We start from the raw sequence: 17,244 nt of genomic DNA on the forward strand, positions 1-17,244 counted from the left end.
GCCTATTCGTCTCCGAAACTGCGCGGCAGATGGCGCTCCACTTCCATCGCATCATGCAGGATGCGCCCCACACCGATCCTCTCAGGCAGGACATGTCGATACAATATGAAGTGTCGCGGCCGGCGAACAATTCCGGTTGGATGGCGAGCCCGGTCGCGGCTATGCCGCAGATGGTAACTGTGAACACCGTACCCAAGTTCAGGCCGTGTAACGACGCCATGTCGCCAGTTCGAAACGGCGAGTTCTGAGAGAGCTGTAAAAATGAGAAACTCATAACGGCGCAGCGCGTCGCCGCCAAAGTCAGCATAGGTTCTAGTCAGAATATCGAGGATGTCGGCATCGGCTTCTGTCGAAAGCCTGACCTCAACCATCATCCCTCACCCGCTTGCCCGCGTCTTGGATAGCCTGGCGACCGATCCTCGCAATATGTTCAGCCAGCTTTTCGACCGGCACGTCGGTGAACCGCCCCTGGTCCAGATCGGCGAAGCCTAGGTCGGCGGCTTGGCGCAAAGCCTCAAGTTTGGCCGCTTCACCGGCAGCCTTCTCCTCGACGAGCCGAAGTGCTTCGCGCAGCACATCGTCCGCATGATCAAAGCGGCCGGATTCGACCAGACTGTCGATCCGCCGGCTGATGTCGTCAGGGAGTTGAACCGTATTGCGCATGCCACATCCTCTCACACAAGAAGGATTTCGGAAAGCGCCACCGTCACCCCTTGCCCGCCTCCCAACCCAACATGGCCCGCTTCCGGGTCAGACCCCAGTGATATCCGGTCAGCGCGCCGCTTTTGCCGAGCGCCCGGTGGCACGGCACCACGAACGAGATCGGGTTGCGGCCGACGGCAGCCCCTACGGCGCGGCTGGCGGTTGGCTGGCCGATCTTCTGGGCGATGTCGGAATAGGTGACGGCCTTGCCGAGCGGGATGGCGAGCAGGCTCTCCCAGACGCGGATCTGGAAGTCCGACCCGATCAGAACGACCCGCAGAGGCTCCTCTGCCGACCAGCGTTCAGGGTGGAATACCCGTGTTGCATAGGGCGCCGTCGCCTCGACATCCTCGACATAGTGCGCATTCGGCCAACGTTGAGCCATGTCCTCGAAGCAAACGACCTCGCCGCCCGCATCGGCAAAGGCCAGACCCGCCAGCCCCCGGTCGGTGATCATGACAAGCGCCAGGCCGAAAGGCGACGGGTGATAGCCATAGCGGATGGTGAGCCCCGCTCCGCGCGCCTTCCATTCGCCCGGGCTCATCGCCTCGTGGGTGACGAAAAGGTCGTGCAACCGTCCGGGACCGGACAAGCCGAGTTCCAGCGAGGTCTCCAGTAGCGGCAGTTCCTCGCGACCGAGCAGCCGCTTGGCATGATCGAGTGTCACCGCCTGCAGGAAAGCCTTAGGCGAAAGGCCCGCCCAGCGCGTGAACGTCTTTTGCAACTGCGTTGGCGATTGTCCCAGCCTCTCGGCAATCACCTCCAGCGACGGCTGGCTCTGATAGTCGAGCGTCAGCATCTCGATCACTTGCCGCACGGTCTCGTAATCGCAGCCATCGGGCGTGATGTCAGTGATCTGGGAAAGATCGATCGGGCGGGCAAAGGTCATGGCGAAATCCTCAATGTGAAAAAGACTTCACCACGGATGCTGGCCGCTTGCCACCCGTTTCTTGCATCCTCCCGAATGGCTTCAGATCCGCTGCTTGGCCGTCGCCAGAGCCCCCTTGAAGGCTTTGGAAAAGCTTTCCCGATCATCCGGATTGAGGAAGGAGCCGACATCGGTGACACGCCCCTCCCCCGCCACCCGCATCGCGGTAATGCCGAATTCCTCATGCCGGTGCACAAAGAAGCGCGCCCAGAGCGTCTTGAAGCGGTGCTCGGTCATCCGCCCGGCAGGCGTGAATTTGCGTATCGACAGGCTGGTGCGCGAAACGGTCACCTCTTCGCGAGCGCGGGCCGCGCGATAATTCAGCCAGAAGGCACCATAGAGCAGCAGAAAGTCGAGACCGAAAAACAGGCCAATCGGCCAGGCCCCCGTCGCCATGAAGAACATCGCATGCACCAGACAGACGGTGCCGGTGATCGCAAACAGCACGCGAAACCCCTGGCGGCCGAGGGAGCGGTAGGGCGTCAGCTCCGCTGCGAAAATCGGCTGATCAGCCGCCTGCTCGACATTGCCTTCCATGATCGCACCCGACTATAGATTTTGCATGACCGATCCGAAGCCGAAATCCAGCACCGAAACCTGGAAAAAGTCAAATCCGGCGACCGGTCGCAAGCCGGCGACACGCCGACGCACGGCATATTCCCGCGCCGAACTGGAAGAGATCTTCCGCCGCTTCTCGATCCAGCGGCCCGAACCCAAAGGCGAACTGGAACACGTCAACCCGTTCACGCTGGTGGTGGCCGTGGCGCTCTCGGCGCAAGCGACCGACGCCGGCGTAAATAAGGCGACACGCGCCCTCTTCAAGGTGGCCGATACGCCGGAAAAGATGCTGGCTCTAGGAGAGGAAAAAGTCCGCGACTACATCAAGACCATCGGGCTTTACCGCAACAAGGCGAAGAATGTCATCGCGCTCAGCCAGAAGCTGGTGGACGACTTCGGAAGCGTCGTGCCGCGCACCCGCGAGGAACTGGTGACGCTGCCGGGCGTCGGCCGCAAGACCGCCAATGTGGTTTTATCCATGGCCTTCGGCATCCCGACCATGGCCGTCGACACGCATATCTTCCGCATCGGCAACCGCATCAGGCTCGCACCCGGCAAGACGCCGGACGAGATCGAGGACATCCTGATGCGCATCATCCCCGAGCAATATCTCTTCCATGCCCATCACTGGCTGATCCTGCACGGCCGCTACTGTTGCAAGGCGCGTCGCCCCGAATGCGAACATTGCGTCATCGCCGACATCTGCAAGTCAGCCGAAAAGACGGTGGATGTGCCGGCTCCGCTGGTCGAGCTTCCGCCGCAGGCCATCAGCACTGCCGAGGAAACATCAGCGCTTTAAAGTCACGTCCCGTGCGGTGAGCGCCTTGTGCAAATGTACCATCAGGCCGGCGGCAAAGAGCGGCGTCAGCAGATTGAGGATCGGCACCGCCAAGAAAGCAGCGATCACCAGCCCTGCGAGGAACACCGTCGTCGAGTGCCTTGACCGCAGCAGCTTCGCCTCCTCCACCGAGCGGAAGCGCATGGCGGCGAACTCGAAGAACTCGCGTCCCAGCAGATAGCCGTTCACCAGGAAGAAGGCGAGAATGTTGATGCCGGGAATGAAGAGCAGCATCAGCGCGATCAGGTTGCCGACGATGACCACGCCGAAGAACTTGATCGACGCGAGGATCGCCTCACCCATCGGCATGGCCCGGCCCGGCGGGTCGTTCGGATAATCGCGTTTCTCGACCACTTCGGCCACGTCGTCGAGGAAAAGACCGGCGATGATCGCGGTCACCGGCGAGAGCAAAAGCGCAAGGCCAAGCGCGAGCCCGATGCTGGCAAGAATTCCAAAGACGAAGGTCAGCCACCCCGCCCAGGCTGGCAGATCGGGCACAAAGCCTTCGATGAAGGGCATGACGAAAGCGATGAAGCTCTCGCGCAAGCCGAACCACAGACCGATCAGCACGAGCACCGTGAGTCCCAGCGTCTTCCAGAACACGGAGCGCGTTTCCGGCGCAAAGAGATTGCGCGCAGAGAGCGCAGCGGCATCAAGTATCATCAGGGCCTCCTTCGACTTGAGGCCTTGATGTAGGGGCGACGCGTGCCCCCTGCAATCGGCGCGGTCGCGGTCGAAGTTATCCGAGCTGGTAGAGCGCCGGTCGGCGATCGGCAAAATAAGGGTTCTGCGCCTTGGCTTCGGCATAGGCTGACGTATCGACCTCCGCAACCAGCAGCGTTTCGTGCATGCCGGCGCGCGCCAATTCGTCGCCATCGGGTGCCAGGATCACCGAGCGTCCGCCATAAGACAAATCGTTCTCTTTGCCGCAGAGATCGGCATAGACGAGGAAGACACCGTTCTCAAAGGCTCGCGCCGGCACCACGGTATCGGCGATCCGCCGGCTGATGATCCCTTCCGGCAGCGCAGTCGGAACGATCACCAGTTCAGCGCCCGCCAGCGCCAGCGTGCGCACGTTTTCGGGAAATTCGACATCATAGCAGATCAGCATGCCGGCCTTGATGCCACCGATATCAAACACATGCGGCACCTCGTCTCCCGGGGCAAAGGCCGCGCGTTCGCCGTCGCCATAGAGATGGCTCTTGCGGTAGAATTCGGCCGTCCCATCCGGCCGAACCAGCACCGCGGAGTTGAACACGCGATTGCCGTCGCGTTCCGGAAAGCCGGCACAGATGGCAAGTCCGCAATCGGCCGCGATCTCGGTCAAGGCGCCGACGATGGCCCCGTCCCGCCCCTCGGCAAGCTCCTCGAAGGCTGCCCCTTGCGCGTATCCACTGGTGCAGAGTTCCGGCGTCACCAGCAGCTCCGCCCCCATCTCGGCTGCCGCCATTGCGGCCTGTGCGATTTTTCCGATATTTCCAGGCACGTCACCCGGGATCGGCTGCATTTGGTAGAGGGATATCAACATGCTGACACCTGTTGGACAGAGGGGCTTTTGCAAGATCTGCACCCATCGATAGCCCAGACTGACGGCAACTCCAAGGCAAGCTGGGCTCCGCTTCTGCAGGGTATCATGCCGGTGGATCAAAAATCGCTTGGAACCGTTATCTTGCAGGCATCGACATTGCCTGGCCGCGTGGCCGGCAGGTGATGGGCAAGGGGACCGGAACATCATGGACAACACAAAGGCGGGCAGCCTCGAATCGCTCGGCATTGCGAACCGCGCGCCCGATCCGGCGACAAACACAAAGTTCACCGGTCGCACGATCCTCATTCTGATCGGGGTTGCCGTCATCCTCAAGGTGGGTCAGGAGATCCTGGTACCCTTGGCGCTGGCCTTGCTGCTGACCTTCGCGCTCGCCCCCATCGTGTCCTTCCTGCGCAAACGCTCGGTCCCAAAGATCGTCGCGGTAATATTCGCCGTCGTGTCCGCATTCTCCGCCATCGCACTATTCAGTTTCATCGTTGCCACCCAGGTGACGAACCTCGCCTCCAATATCCCGACCTACCAGCGCAACATCGTCGAGAAGGTCCAGGCTCTTAGGGACGCCGGCTCTGGAAGTGGCGTCATCGAACATCTGAGCCGTGTGGCGGAACGTGTCGGCTCCGAACTGCAAATCAATGCTACCGCGGAAAGGGAGAGCCCGAATGTCCCGCCGTCGGTCGATCGTGATCCCATGCCGGTCGAAATCATCACGCGGACCAATCCGATCCGAACCCTCGGCAATCTGATCCTGCCGCTGATCAGCCCGTTTGCCACGGCCGGCCTTGTGATCGTGCTGGTGGTTTTCATGCTGCTTGAGCGCGAGGACCTGCGTGACCGTTTCATCCGGCTGGTCGGCCTCGGCGATCTGCACCGCACCACGGCGGCGCTTCAGGATGCCGGCCGGCGCGTCGGGAAATATCTGCTGATGCAGCTTGTGGTGAACACGCTTTATGCCATCCCCATCACACTCGGCCTCTGGATCCTCGGCATCCCCAACGCCATCCTCTGGGGTCTTCTCACGCTGGTCCTTCGCTTCGTCCCCTATATCGGCCCTGTCGTGGGCATGGTTCTGCCGCTGTTCCTGGCGCTGGCCATTGCGCCCGGCTGGTCGCTGGTGCTGTGGGTGGCAGTGCTCTTCGCCACCATCGAGCTGATCAGTAACAACGTCATCGAGCCCTGGCTCTATGGCTCACACACGGGCCTGTCGCCGCTGGCGATCATCATTTCGGCGATCTTCTGGTCCTGGCTGTGGGGACCGCTCGGCCTGATGCTGTCGACCCCACTGACGGTATGCCTGGTGGTCCTTGGCCGACACGTGCCGCAATTCGCCTTTCTCGACGTCTTGCTGGGCAATGAAGCCGTGCTTGAACCGCACGAGAAGCTTTACCAGCGCCTGCTTGCCGGCGATCCGAGCGAAGCCACCGACAATGCCGAGGAATATCTCGAGGACGAGTACCTGGCAGACTACTACGAAAAGGTCGGGCTGCCCGCCCTGCTTCTGGCAGAACTCGACCGGCAGCGAGGCGTGATGACAGACCGCCAGTTGCACATGTTCTCTGCCAATTGCCGGGCACTCGTCGACAACCTTTCCGACATTGCGGAGGAAGAGGAAAACGAGGACACCCCGAGCCTTACCTCCATGGATGAGTCGGGTGTGGACGGATCGGGGGATTTTCCAAGCGGAAAAGGTCGCTCTGTTCTATGTCTGGGCGGACGCGGCGAGATGGACGACGCCGCTGCCGCCATGCTGGGGCAAGTGCTTGAAGTCCAAGGCGCAGCCGTCAGAACCGGCAGCCATGGCGATCTCATTGCTCGGGCGACCATGCCGCCCCAGATCGAAGGCGTCGACACGGTGGTCGTCACCTTCCTCAACGGCAATTCCAAGGCCCATGCGCGCCTGAGCGTTCGTCGGATCAAGCGCCTGAGAGCGGACCTGAGGGTCGGCATCATGATCCCGCTCGCCAACGGTCTAGACAATCCCCGGATCGAACCCGCCGAGATCGGCGCGGATTTCGTCTGCGAGACCTTGTCTCGAACCATCGAGCAGGCCCTCACGCCAGCGCCTCCGGTGTTGCTGCAGATCCCGCCGCGCAAGGCGTCTCGCCCACGCGCGCGGCTCGTCAAGGCAGCTGTCTGACGACAAAGCTCGAATTTCGCACAACGGAGATGATGCAATCGCCGCGTCTCCGTTGTCTTTCGGCGCAAGAACCTTATTTTGACCCCATGACATCACCTTTTTCGACGGCAATCGCCTGATGGTCTGGGTCGCAGCCGCTCTGGCGCTGGTCGCTATCCTTCTCCTGCGCAACCGCCTTGTCGCCATGGGATTGGCGGTCTTGATCGCGATCGCCCTCGGCATCATCTGGTTCTTCACGGAGGAAAACTCCGAACGTGAGAGGAATGAGGCTGCCGCCATCTCGGTGCAGGCGCTAGCCGACCCAAAGACTTGCGTCGATCCCGCCCTTCCCGTCGCAGTCACCTTTACCAACAAGGCGGACAAGGCAATTACGCGGCTCTCTTTCGACCTGATCGGCATGCCACGAGGCCAGACGACAATTGCCTATCGTGGATACCTCAGAGACGACCAGATCGTTCCGTCAGGACAGACGGTAACCCGTTGTTACGCCCTGCTCTTCCATGGCTTCGCCCATCCACGACCGGCCATCATTGATGCAACGAAGTATGATTGGAACGCTCGGATCTCCTTGCTCGAATTCGGCAACGGACCTGCCTCCTGAGCCGGTCCAGGCATCAAGCCGGGGGCTGATAGCGGCGATATCTCAAGTCACCTTCGCGTCAGTCGCGGTAGCAATGCCAGCTCTACAGTCGAGTAAACCCTACCGCCCGAGCAGCCACCGCGCTGCAAACCAGCTGCCGCAGGCCCAGACCATGCCGGCCGCCCAGCCGCCAACAACATCAGTCGGGTAATGCACGCCGAGATAGATGCGGCTGAGGCCGATCAGCAGCGTCAGGAGCACCGCAACGACGGGGAAGAAATAGCGCAGCGCCGGCTGCTCCTCGATGCGGGACAGCATGGCGCCGAGCGTCAGGTAGGTGATGGCCGACAACATCGCATGGCCGCTCGGGAAACTCATGTCGGTGACTTCGACGAGATGCTGCACCACCTCCGGCCGCGGCCTTGCGATGCCGATCTTCATGGCGCTGCTCACCCCCCAGCCGCCGAGAATGGACACGGTGACAAAAACCGCCGTGCGATACTTGCGGCGCAGCGCCAGATAGACGATGACAAGGGTCACGAGCAGCGTCAGCACGGTCACACCGCCGAGCGCGGTAATATCGACCATCATCTTGGTGAGCCAGGCGGGGCCGACGGGCATGCCAAGATCGGTCGTGTCGCGCAGCATCAAAAGCACGCCTTCGTCGAAGGCCCGCGTCTCGCCCTCCAGCACCTCGCCCGTCAGCTCGAACAGGAAATAGGCGACGAGCGCAGCAACCAGTGCCGTCATCCAGACCCGCCTTTCCGTCGAAGAAGCGATACGCGTGAGATGGTGCTTGATACGCTGCATGGGCGAATTCCTGATCGAGACTATGTCGGCTACATCGCGTCGGAGAGCGGCGGCGTCAACCGCTGGGCAAAAGTCAAATGTGGGCGGATCGGAGTTGTTCCATGTACTTGTCGAACCTTTCTCTATGCAGGAAGGTGAAGTGCCGCGTCGGGCGAGCGCGCGGCTGTTGCCCCTCACCTTACACTCTCGGCGCAGGCGGGGAGAGGGGTGCACGTGCGTTCACCGTCTCGGCATTCGCCTCGCCTGCGGGGACACGGTGCCAGCAGGCGGCTGAGGGGCAAAAGTTTGCCGGCGCAATCCGTCTATCCACGACATGACCAAAGCCACCTTGATCTTCGCCTCCACCCCCGCCACTCTCCGCCCACCCATCCGGAGACACGCTTCATGCCCCACGGCACTCTCAACCTCCTCACCGATATCGAAGGCCTCTCCGTTGGCCATGCGACCGATCTTGCACTTGGCTCTGGCGTATCCGTCATCGTCTTCGACGAACCGGCAACAGCCTCAGGCACCGTGCTTGGCGGCGCGCCGGGTGGGCGGGATGTGACGCTGCTCGATCCCTCGATGACGGTGCAGCAGGTGGACGCCTTCGTGCTCTCGGGCGGCTCAGCCTTCGGGCTTGATGCGGCAGGCGGCGTGCAGTCGGGCTTAAGGGCCGCGGGGCGCGGCTTTGCCGTTGGCTCGGTGCGCGTGCCGATCGTGCCACAGGCAATCCTCATGGATCTCCTGAACGGCGGCGACAAGGATTGGGGCCTACATGCGCCCTACCGCGACCTCGGCTATCAGGCCTACCAAAACGCGGCCAAAGGCGCCTTCCCCCTTGGCACGGTCGGTGCCGGGACCGGCGCCACCACGGCCAATTTCAAGGGCGGGCTCGGCTCGGCCAGCGCCATATCCTCATCAGGTCACACGATAGCAGCACTCGTGGCCGTCAATGCCATGGGTTCGGTAACCGTCGGCGACGGCCCACATTTCTGGGCGACCGCCTTCGAGGAGGGACAGGAATTCGGCGGCTTGGGTCAGCCGAGCCATTTAAGCGCTGATGACCGTGCCATGCGCATCAAAGGCCTGCGCCTGACCGCGACGACTATCGGTGCCGTCGTGACCGATTGCGTTTTGTCGAAACCCGAACTGCACCGCCTGTCACTGTCGGCCCATGACGGCCTCGCCCGCGCCGTGCTGCCCGCCCATATGCCGCTTGATGGCGACACGATGTTTGCCGCCTCGACGGGCAGGCGTCAGGGCAATGGGGCCGCCGATCTGCTGGAGCTTTGCTATCTGGCGACGTTGGTGACCGCACGGGCGATTGCGCGCGGGGTCTATGAGGCTGCGGCGCTGCCATATGCGGATGCCTTGCCAACCTGGCGGGATCGTTGGGGGTGATCTATTCTTCCCCTTGGTGGGGGAGAAGCGATGTCGATGAATTAGGCGAGCGCAAGCCGCCTAAACATCAGAAATCGCAAGTGAGGGGGTCCGTTCATGGTGCCACCATCACCAGTCCCCTCACCGGGAAAATCTGAAGTTTAGGCGGCTTACGCTCGCCTAAGCCTTCGATTTTCCATCCTCTCCCACAAGGGGGAGAGGAACACACACCCACCCAACTTTCGCCCCACCACCCCTTGACCCAAGTCAAGGACAGCCTCCCCTTCACAACAGAGATTGGCCGCCAAGGTGGACAGTCTCGGATTGAGGCCCGCCGCAATATGATACGGATCGGGGGAGGACGGTTCGACAATGGAAGACGAAAGCGACATGGAAAGACCCGTTCTCACCAACCGTACCTTTGACGAGCTGAAGCTCGGCGATGCGGCAAGCCTCAGCCGCGTGATCGGTCCCGATGATATCGAACTCTTCGCCGCCCTTTCCGGCGACAACAATCCGGTGCCGCTCGGCCAGTCGCTGATCCCCGCCGGCATGATCTCGGCCGTGCTCGACACCCGCCTGCCCGGCCCCGGCACGGTTTATCTCGGCCAGGATCTGGAATTCTGGAAGGAGATCGCGACCGGCGACCGGATCACCGCGACGGTGACGCTGATGAAGAAGGAAAGCGACGGCCGCACGCTGGTCTTCGACACGCGCTGCGTGAACCAGCACGGCGAGCCCGTACTCGTGGGCAAGGCCCGCGTGCGGGCACCCGAGACCCGCATCAGCTGGTCGGAAAACCTGCCCCCCGATGTCTCCCTGCAGCGCCACGACCGCTTCGATGCCATCGTCGCCGAGGCCCGTAGCCTGCCGATCGTGAAGACCGCCCTTGTCCACCCCTGCTCGCCGGAAGCGATCGAAGCCGCTGTCGAAATCCGCGACGAAGGTTTGCTGGAGCCGATCCTGATCGGCCCGGAGGCAAAGATCCGCGCGGCCGCCGATCTGGCCGGCATCTCCATCGCGGGCCTCGAAATCCTCCACACCGAACACAGCCATGCAGCAGCAGCCCTTGCCGTCGAACTCGCCGTCGCCGGCAAGGTCGGCTCGGTGATGAAGGGCAGCCTGCATTCGGACGAGCTGCTGGGTGCCGTCGTCGGCAGCGGCTCAGGGCTGCGCACCGAACGCCGGGTCAGCCATGTCTATGTCATGGACGTGCCGGCCTATTCCAAACTCCTGATCGTCACGGATGCGGCAATCAACATTGCGCCGACGCTCGAACACAAACGCGACATTTGCCAGAACGCCATCGATCTCATGCACATGCTCGGCGTACCCGAGCCCAAGGTCGCAGTGCTTGCCGCCGTCGAGACGGTCAATGACAAAATGCCGGCAACGCTGGAAGCTGCAGCACTCACCGTCATGGCGGCCCGCGGCCAGATCCGGGGTGCCAGGGTCGACGGCCCGCTTGCCTTCGACAACGCGATCAGCATGGAGGCCGCCCGCACCAAGGGCATCATCTCGCCGGTCGCAGGAGATGCCGACATCCTGCTGGTGCCGGATCTTGAGGCCGGCAACATGCTCGCCAAGCAGCTCCTCTATTTTGCCAATGCCGATGCCGCAGGCCTGGTTCTCGGCGCCCGTGTGCCTGTCATCCTCACCAGCCGTTCGGACAGCCTGCGCGTGCGCATCGCCTCCGCAGCGCTTGCCAAACTCGTTGCAGCCAAGAAGGCGGTATCCCTGGGAGCTCTGGCATGAGCCAGAAATTGCTGCTCACCTTCAATGCCGGCTCTTCGACCGTGAAGATCGGCATCTTCGCCCGCGAGCAAGGAGGCGCCAGGCGCATCGGCAAGGGCGTCATCGACTTCCGGGCCGAGCCGTTGACCTTTCACCTGGTCGAAGGCCCCGCCATCTTCGACGTGCCGCTGGTGGCAAAGACCGACGATCTGCTGCACGACGTGCTGGAAGAGGTCTTCGACTGGCTCGGGGAACACTATGACCTGGACGCCGTCTCGGCAGTCGGCCATCGGGTGGTGCATGGCGGCGATCTCTTCGGCGATGCCGTTCCCATCAACGACGCGAACCTCTCAGGCATCAAAAGCCTCGTGACGCTGGCACCGCTGCACCAGCCGCAGAACCTGCGCCTGATCAGGGCGATTGCGGAGCTAAAGCAGGGCCTGCCGCAGACCGCCTCTTTCGACACCGCCTTTCACCGCACCCAGTCCGATGTCGTCAGACGCTTCGCCATCCCGCGCGACTGGTTCGACAAGGGCGTGAAGCGCTACGGCTTTCACGGACTGTCCTATACTTACATCGCCTGCGCCCTGCAAACATTGGAACCGGAAACCGCTGGAGGCCGCGCGGTCGTTGCCCATCTTGGTTCCGGCGCCAGCCTTTGCGCGCTCGACCATGGCGTGAGCCGCGACACCTCCATGGGCTTTTCCACCATCGACGGCGTACCGATGGCGACCCGCTCCGGTGCCATCGATCCCGGCGTGCTCTTCCATCTCGTCCAGGCGCATGGCCTGAGCGTGAAAGCGGTGGAGGAGATGATCTACAAGCAGTCCGGCCTGCTGGGCTTGTCCGGCATCAGCGCCGACAGCCGCGTGTTGCTGGAGACGCCGGTGAAAGAGGCCTGCGAAGCGCTGGATGTCCTCACACTCAGGATCGCCGGCGAAGTGGCGCGGCTCGCAGCCACCCTCGGTGGCCTCGACACCCTCGTCTTCACCGCCGGGATTGGCGAGAACCAGCCAGCCATCCGCCGCTCGGTGGTCGAGCGCCTGCGTTTCCTCGGGATGCTGCTGGACGGCGATAAAAACGACCGGAACGACGCCGTCATTTCGCCCGAGGAGAGCCGGGTGAAGGTCCGCGTCATCGCCACAGACGAGGAGCAGGTGATCGCAGACGACTGCGTAAGGCTCGTCGGCTGACACCATTCCCGAGCGCTGACACCAAAGCGTCATGAAACAGGCTTAGAGACGCCTCGACGAAGCGGATGGAGGCGTGACCATGCTGAGACAGACGGATGCGACGGGAGAAGCCCAGGATGCGGCAGGCGGCAACCGGCTCATCCTCTCCGACGCCCGTGTCGTCACGCCGCACCATGTGCTGCATGGCTCGGTCGTGATCGAGGATGGCCGCATCGCTGAAATCCACGAAGGACCTTCAAGACATCGGGAAGCAGTGGATTTTCGGGGCGATTACCTCCTGCCTGGCCTCGTCGACATCCACACCGACCATTTCGAAAAACACCTCTATCCCCGCGCCCATGTGCGCTGGGATTTCATGCGCGCCGCCCTTTCCCACGACGCCCAGATCATCGGCGGCGGGGTAACGACCGTGTTCGACAGCCTCTGCGTCGGCGCCACCACTGATAATCCGGAACGCGCCGAAATCCTGAAACCGATGATCGAGGCACTGGAACAGGCGCAAGGTGCTGGCATGTTCAGGGCCGAACACCTCGTACACCTGCGCTGTGAACTGACCGATCCAGTCACGCCGCAACTCACCGCGGAACATATCGATCGCGACATCGTCCGCGTCCTCTCGGTGATGGAGCATCTGCCCGGCATCCGCCAGAGCCGCGATATCGAGGCCTATGTCGTAAGAGCCTGCAAATCGACAGGCGAAAGCCCGGAACGGGTGCGCGAGAAGATCAAGGTACTCGTGGCCGAGAAGAGCCATATCGCCGCGACGACCCGGCCGGATATCGTGGCGCTTGCCCACGCCCGTTCCATGCCCCTGATGAGCCATGACGACACCGATCTCGACCATATCGAGCAAGGACTGGCGGAAGGCGTTTCGATCTCCGAGTTTCCCTGTTCGATCGAGGCTGCAGAGGCCGCACGCCACGCCGGCATGAAGATCGTCGCCGGCGCCCCGAACCTCGTGCGGGGTGGCTCCCAGTCCGGCAACATCGCCGTGCGCGACCTGCTGGCGGCAAGGCTCGTCGACATTCTCGCTTCGGATTACGTGCCGCGATCGATGCTCGATGCCGCCTTCATGATTTCAGCCGACCCCGGTCTCGACTACGATCTGCCAAGCGCGGTTACCCTCGTCACCCGCAGCCCCGCGCTCGCCGGTAATCTCCCGGATCGCGGCGCCATCCAGACGGGGCTGAAAGCCGATCTCATCCGGGTGGACCTTCAGGATGGACACCCGTTCGTGAAATCCGCCTGGCGCTCTGGCCACCGCGTCGCCTGATCACTGTCAGACGCGCCGGAAACCTTCACTCGCGGTCATCAGCTGGCGGGTGTAATCGGTCGAGAATTCCCCGCCGCGCAATTGCTCGACACTCAGCGTCTCGACGACCTTGCCGGATTTCATCACTGCAAGATCATCACACATGTGGCTGATCACCGCGAGGTCGTGGCTGACCATGACGAAAGTCAGGCCGCGATCTCGGCGCACCTGTTCGAGCAGATTAAGGATTTCCGCCTGGATCGAGGCATCGAGCGCCGAGGTCGGCTCGTCGAGCAGCAGCACCTTGGGCTCCAGGATCAACGCACGGGCAATCGCGATGCGCTGGCGCTGCCCGCCCGACAGCTGGTGCGAGAAACGGAAGCGGAAGCCGGCGCCCAGGCCCACCTCGTCCAAGGCGCGAGCGATGCGTGTTTCCGCGTCGGCAAAGCCGTGGATCGTCAGCGGCTCGCGCAGCAGCCGGTCGACCGTCTGGCGCGGATGCAGCGAACCATAGGGATCCTGGAAGACCATCTGGACCTGGCGATAGAAGTCCTTGTTGCGCTTGCGGCCTTCATAGAGCTGGCCATTGACCGAAAGAATGCCACTGCTGAAGGCGTTCAACCCAGCGACAGCCCTGAGCAGCGTCGATTTGCCGGACCCGGATTCGCCAACGATGCCGAAGGAGGCGCCGTCTTCGACATCCAGGCTGACGCTGTCGAGCGCCCGGTAGCCGTCGAAGCTGACGACCATGTCTCTGATGGCAAGAACCGGCCTCATAGCTTCCACTCCGCCTGACGCGAGAGCACCGGCAAGGGATGCCGGTCGGCGGCGATCTGCGGCAGGCATTCGAGCAGTCCTCGGGTATAGGGATGTTGCGCCTCGCGAAGGCGGGTCGCCTCGATTTCCTCGACCACCCGGCCCGCATACATGACGAGCACCCGGTCGCAGAAGGAGGAGACGAGCCTGAGGTCGTGGCTGATGAAGATCAGGCCCATGCCGCGATCGCGCACCAGCGCATCGAGGATTGCGAGCACTTCGAGCTGCACCGTCACGTCGAGCGCCGAGGTCGGCTCGTCGGCAATCAGCAGTTCAGGCCCGCAGATCAGCATCATCGCGATCATCACGCGCTGCCCCATGCCGCCGGAAACTTCGTGCGGATAGAGATCGAAAACGCGTTCCGGATTACGGATCTGCACGCCTTCGAGCATGGCAATCGCCCGTTTGCGCGCCTCGCCGGAGGATACCTTCTCATGGGTCCGAAGCGTCTCCATGATCTGCCGCCCGACGGTCATGACCGGGTTCAGCGAATATTTCGGATCCTGCAGGATCATGGCCAGCTGCTTGCCGCGCAAGGAACGACGACGCGCAGGGCTGGCGGTGAGCAGATCCGTGTCGCCAAACTGCAGCCGATCGGCCGTGATCCTCGCCTGCGGCGAAGTCAGCCCCATGATCGCCCGGCCGGTCTGCGATTTGCCCGAACCGGATTCGCCGACAATGCCGAGCCGCTCGCGCCCGAGCGTGAACGACACGCCGCGCACCGCCTCGACAAGGCCGGTACGGGTGGGGAAGCTGACGCGGAGATTGTCAACGGTCAGAAGCGCGCTCATTGACCAGCCTCCTTCGGATCGAGCGCATCGCGCAACCCGTCACCCAACAAATTAAAGCCGAGCGAGACAACGAGGATGGCAAAACCCGGCATGGCCGCGACCCACCACTGGTCGAGTATGAAGCGACGGCCCGACGCGATCATTGCACCCCATTCCGGCAGCGGCGGCTGTGCGCCGAGACCGAGGAAGCCGAGGCCGGCGGCCGTCAGGATAATGCCGGCCATGTCGAGTGTTACGCGTACGATGACCGAGGACAGGCAAAGCGGCACGATATGCGACAGCACGATCCGAAGCGGCGAGGCACCCATCAGCTGCACGGCGGCGATGAAATCCGAATTTCGGAAGGTCAACGTCTCGGCCCGTGCGATACGGGCATATGGCGGCCAGGAGGTAATCGCGATGGCAAGGACCGCATTCTCGATGCCGGGGCCAAGGGCTGCAACGAGGGCCAGCGCCAGGACGAGCTTCGGAAAGGCGAGGAAAATGTCGGTGATGCGCATCAAGACGCCATCGACCCAGCCGCCGGCATAACCGGCGATCGTGCCGACGATCAGGCCGACAGGGGCTGCGATGATCGCGACCAGCGCCACGACGAACAGGGTCAGCCGAGAGCCGTGGATCAGGCGCGAGAGGATGTCCCGCCCCTGATCGTCGGTGCCGAGCAGATATCCGGCACTGCCGGGGGGCAGAAGGCGGGCATTGCGCAGGTCACCCTGAACAGGCGAATGCGGCGCCAGCACATCGGCGAAGGCAGCAACGAAGAGCAGCGCAAGCAGGATGGCGAGCCCGGCGAGCGCCAGCCGGTTTTCGGCAAAGCGCTGCCAGATGATATAGGCGCGCCCACAGCGGGCCTGCAGGCGGGATTGCGGCCGGTCAGAGGTGAGCCAGCCTTTCCACGATTGTTCGGAAGCGGAGACGGGTGTGGTCATCGGCTGCGCGTCCTCGGATCCAGCGTACGATAAAGAATATCCGACAGAAGATTGATGCCGATAAAGACGGACCCGATCACGATCGTCCCGCCGAGCACGGCGTTCAAATCGGCATTTTGCAGCGAATTGGTGATGTAGAGGCCAAGCCCCGGCCAGGAGAAGATCGTCTCGGTGAGCACCGAGCCTTCGAGCAGGCCGGCATAGGAGAGCGCGATGACGGTCACCAAGGGGACGGCTGCATTCCGCAGCGCATGGAACCAGATGATCCGGGCCTCGCTCAAGCCCTTGGCACGGGCAGCGACGATGTATTCCTGCGCCAGCTCATTGAGCATGAAGGAGCGCGTCATGCGGCTGATATAGGCCATCGAGAAATAGCCGAGCAGACCGCCTGGCAGGATGATGTGGCGGAAGAGATCCCACAACACATCCCATTGCCGTTGCATGGCGGCGTCCAGCAGGAAGAAGCCGGTGACGGGGGTGAAGCTGTATTCGTAGACGATGTCGACGCGGCCGGGATAGGCGACCCAGTTGAGCTTGGCATAGAAGAGCAGCAGCGCCAGAAGCCCGAGCCAGAAGATCGGAACGGAATAGCCGATGAGGCCGACAACGCGCACCAGCTGGTCGGCAATCGAGCCGCGCTTGACGGCAGCGAGCACACCGAGCGGCACGCCCAGCACGGCGCCGATGATCGTGCCGACAGTGGCCAATTCGATGGTCGCGGGGAAAACGCGCGCGATATCCGTCATGACGGGATTGGTGGTCAGCACCGATACGCCGAAATCACCGGAGAGGGCCTGCCGGACATAGATGATGAACTGCTCCCAAAGCGGCAGATTGAGCCCGAGCTGTTCGCGCACACGTTCAACGACATGCGCTGGCGCCCGGTCGCCGACGATCGCGAGCGCCGGATCGATCGGCACGACGCGGCCGATGAAGAAGGTGACGGCCAAAAGGCCGAGATAGGTGGTCACCACCGTCAGCAGGAATTTGCCGACGGCAATGGCGATCGCGGAGGCGCGCTGCGAAGCGCGCCTCCGGTCGACCTGATTATCAACGGAGGTCAAGGAC

Annotated in this window: 18 protein-coding genes; 7 read left to right on the forward strand and 11 right to left on the reverse strand. The window is 62.7% G+C overall.

Going from position 1 to position 17,244, the window contains the following annotated elements; genetic code table 11:
• Positions 1-2 precede the first annotated feature (2 nt).
• The 4 genes from ASE36_RS22240 to ASE36_RS13790 all read right to left on the reverse strand — a co-directional run bounded on the left by ASE36_RS22240 (position 3) and on the right by ASE36_RS13790 (position 2,167).
• Positions 3-374, reverse strand: a complete 372-nt coding sequence (locus ASE36_RS22240) for a type II toxin-antitoxin system RelE/ParE family toxin (protein WP_320410151.1) — start codon at positions 372-374, stop codon at positions 3-5.
• Positions 364-663, reverse strand: coding sequence for a type II toxin-antitoxin system ParD family antitoxin (locus ASE36_RS13780; protein ID WP_062280383.1), 300 nt, complete (start codon positions 661-663; stop codon positions 364-366). The genes ASE36_RS22240 and ASE36_RS13780 overlap by 11 nt, the downstream gene beginning before the upstream one ends.
• 43 nt (positions 664-706) lie before the next feature.
• On the reverse strand, positions 707-1,591 hold the full coding sequence (locus ASE36_RS13785) for a methylated-DNA--[protein]-cysteine S-methyltransferase (protein WP_062280386.1): 885 nt from the start codon (positions 1,589-1,591) through the stop codon (positions 707-709).
• A gap of 81 nt (positions 1,592-1,672) precedes the next feature.
• Positions 1,673-2,167 (reverse strand): DUF2244 domain-containing protein, encoded by a 495-nt coding sequence (locus tag ASE36_RS13790; protein ID WP_062280388.1) that lies wholly within the window; start codon positions 2,165-2,167, stop codon positions 1,673-1,675.
• Positions 2,168-2,192: 25 nt separating this feature from the next.
• Between ASE36_RS13790 and nth the strand changes: the two genes are divergently transcribed.
• The gene (gene nth, locus ASE36_RS13795; RefSeq protein WP_062281398.1) at positions 2,193-2,987 is read left to right on the forward strand and encodes an endonuclease III; all 795 of its coding nucleotides are present in this window, start codon (positions 2,193-2,195) and stop codon (positions 2,985-2,987) included.
• Here nth and ASE36_RS13800 read toward each other — a convergent pair.
• Together ASE36_RS13800 and ASE36_RS13805 are read right to left on the reverse strand one after the other, a co-directional pair.
• The gene (locus ASE36_RS13800) at positions 2,976-3,689 is read right to left on the reverse strand and encodes a sulfate transporter family protein (protein WP_062280390.1); all 714 of its coding nucleotides are present in this window, start codon (positions 3,687-3,689) and stop codon (positions 2,976-2,978) included. The two genes, nth and ASE36_RS13800, sit on opposite strands and share 12 nt — an antisense overlap.
• 76 nt (positions 3,690-3,765) lie before the next feature.
• Positions 3,766-4,554: a carbon-nitrogen hydrolase family protein gene (locus ASE36_RS13805; RefSeq protein WP_062280393.1), complete on the reverse strand. Its 789-nt coding sequence runs from the start codon at positions 4,552-4,554 to the stop codon at positions 3,766-3,768.
• A gap of 205 nt (positions 4,555-4,759) precedes the next feature.
• Between ASE36_RS13805 and ASE36_RS13810 the strand changes: the two genes are divergently transcribed.
• A complete protein-coding gene (locus ASE36_RS13810) occupies positions 4,760-6,709 on the forward strand; it encodes an AI-2E family transporter (RefSeq protein WP_082511069.1) in 1,950 nt (649 codons plus the stop codon).
• A gap of 118 nt (positions 6,710-6,827) precedes the next feature.
• Positions 6,828-7,310 carry a hypothetical protein gene (locus ASE36_RS13815; protein ID WP_062280395.1) on the forward strand — a complete coding sequence of 161 codons (483 nt, stop codon included), beginning with the start codon at positions 6,828-6,830 and terminating at the stop codon, positions 7,308-7,310.
• Between the two features lie 99 nt (positions 7,311-7,409).
• On the opposite strand, the gene ASE36_RS13820 is transcribed toward ASE36_RS13815, so the two are convergent.
• A complete protein-coding gene (locus ASE36_RS13820) occupies positions 7,410-8,099 on the reverse strand; it encodes a phosphatase PAP2 family protein (protein WP_062280398.1) in 690 nt (229 codons plus the stop codon).
• A gap of 384 nt (positions 8,100-8,483) precedes the next feature.
• Here ASE36_RS13820 and ASE36_RS13825 point away from each other — a divergent pair, with 384 nt between their 5' ends.
• The 4 genes from ASE36_RS13825 to ASE36_RS13840 all read left to right on the forward strand — a co-directional run bounded on the left by ASE36_RS13825 (position 8,484) and on the right by ASE36_RS13840 (position 13,661).
• The gene (locus tag ASE36_RS13825; protein WP_062280401.1) at positions 8,484-9,482 is read left to right on the forward strand and encodes a P1 family peptidase; all 999 of its coding nucleotides are present in this window, start codon (positions 8,484-8,486) and stop codon (positions 9,480-9,482) included.
• Between the two features lie 369 nt (positions 9,483-9,851).
• Entirely contained in the window at positions 9,852-11,216 is a 1,365-nt protein-coding gene (locus tag ASE36_RS13830; RefSeq protein ID WP_062281404.1) for a bifunctional enoyl-CoA hydratase/phosphate acetyltransferase, read from the forward strand.
• Positions 11,213-12,388, forward strand: coding sequence for an acetate/propionate family kinase (locus tag ASE36_RS13835; RefSeq protein ID WP_062280405.1), 1,176 nt, complete (start codon positions 11,213-11,215; stop codon positions 12,386-12,388). Before ASE36_RS13830 ends, ASE36_RS13835 begins: the two co-directional genes overlap by 4 nt.
• Positions 12,389-12,467: 79 nt before the next feature.
• Positions 12,468-13,661, forward strand: coding sequence for an alpha-D-ribose 1-methylphosphonate 5-triphosphate diphosphatase (locus tag ASE36_RS13840; RefSeq protein ID WP_062280408.1), 1,194 nt, complete (start codon positions 12,468-12,470; stop codon positions 13,659-13,661).
• Positions 13,662-13,667: 6 nt separating this feature from the next.
• Here ASE36_RS13840 and ASE36_RS13845 read toward each other — a convergent pair whose 3' ends face one another.
• Genes ASE36_RS13845 through ASE36_RS13860 form a run of 4 tightly spaced genes read right to left on the reverse strand, consistent with a single transcriptional unit; the run spans position 13,668 to position 17,240 of the window.
• Entirely contained in the window at positions 13,668-14,417 is a 750-nt protein-coding gene (locus tag ASE36_RS13845) for an ABC transporter ATP-binding protein (RefSeq protein ID WP_062280411.1), read from the reverse strand.
• Positions 14,414-15,247 carry an ABC transporter ATP-binding protein gene (locus ASE36_RS13850; RefSeq protein WP_062280414.1) on the reverse strand — a complete coding sequence of 278 codons (834 nt, stop codon included), beginning with the start codon at positions 15,245-15,247 and terminating at the stop codon, positions 14,414-14,416. The genes ASE36_RS13845 and ASE36_RS13850 overlap by 4 nt, the downstream gene beginning before the upstream one ends.
• Positions 15,244-16,176, reverse strand: a complete 933-nt coding sequence (locus ASE36_RS13855) for an ABC transporter permease (RefSeq protein ID WP_062280415.1) — start codon at positions 16,174-16,176, stop codon at positions 15,244-15,246. The genes ASE36_RS13850 and ASE36_RS13855 overlap by 4 nt, the downstream gene beginning before the upstream one ends.
• Entirely contained in the window at positions 16,173-17,240 is a 1,068-nt protein-coding gene (locus ASE36_RS13860; RefSeq protein WP_062280418.1) for an ABC transporter permease, read from the reverse strand. The genes ASE36_RS13855 and ASE36_RS13860 overlap by 4 nt, the downstream gene beginning before the upstream one ends.
• Positions 17,241-17,244: the final 4 nt, after the last annotated feature.

The organism is Rhizobium sp. Root274, assembly GCF_001429245.1.
Classification (GTDB): domain Bacteria; phylum Pseudomonadota; class Alphaproteobacteria; order Rhizobiales; family Rhizobiaceae; genus Allorhizobium.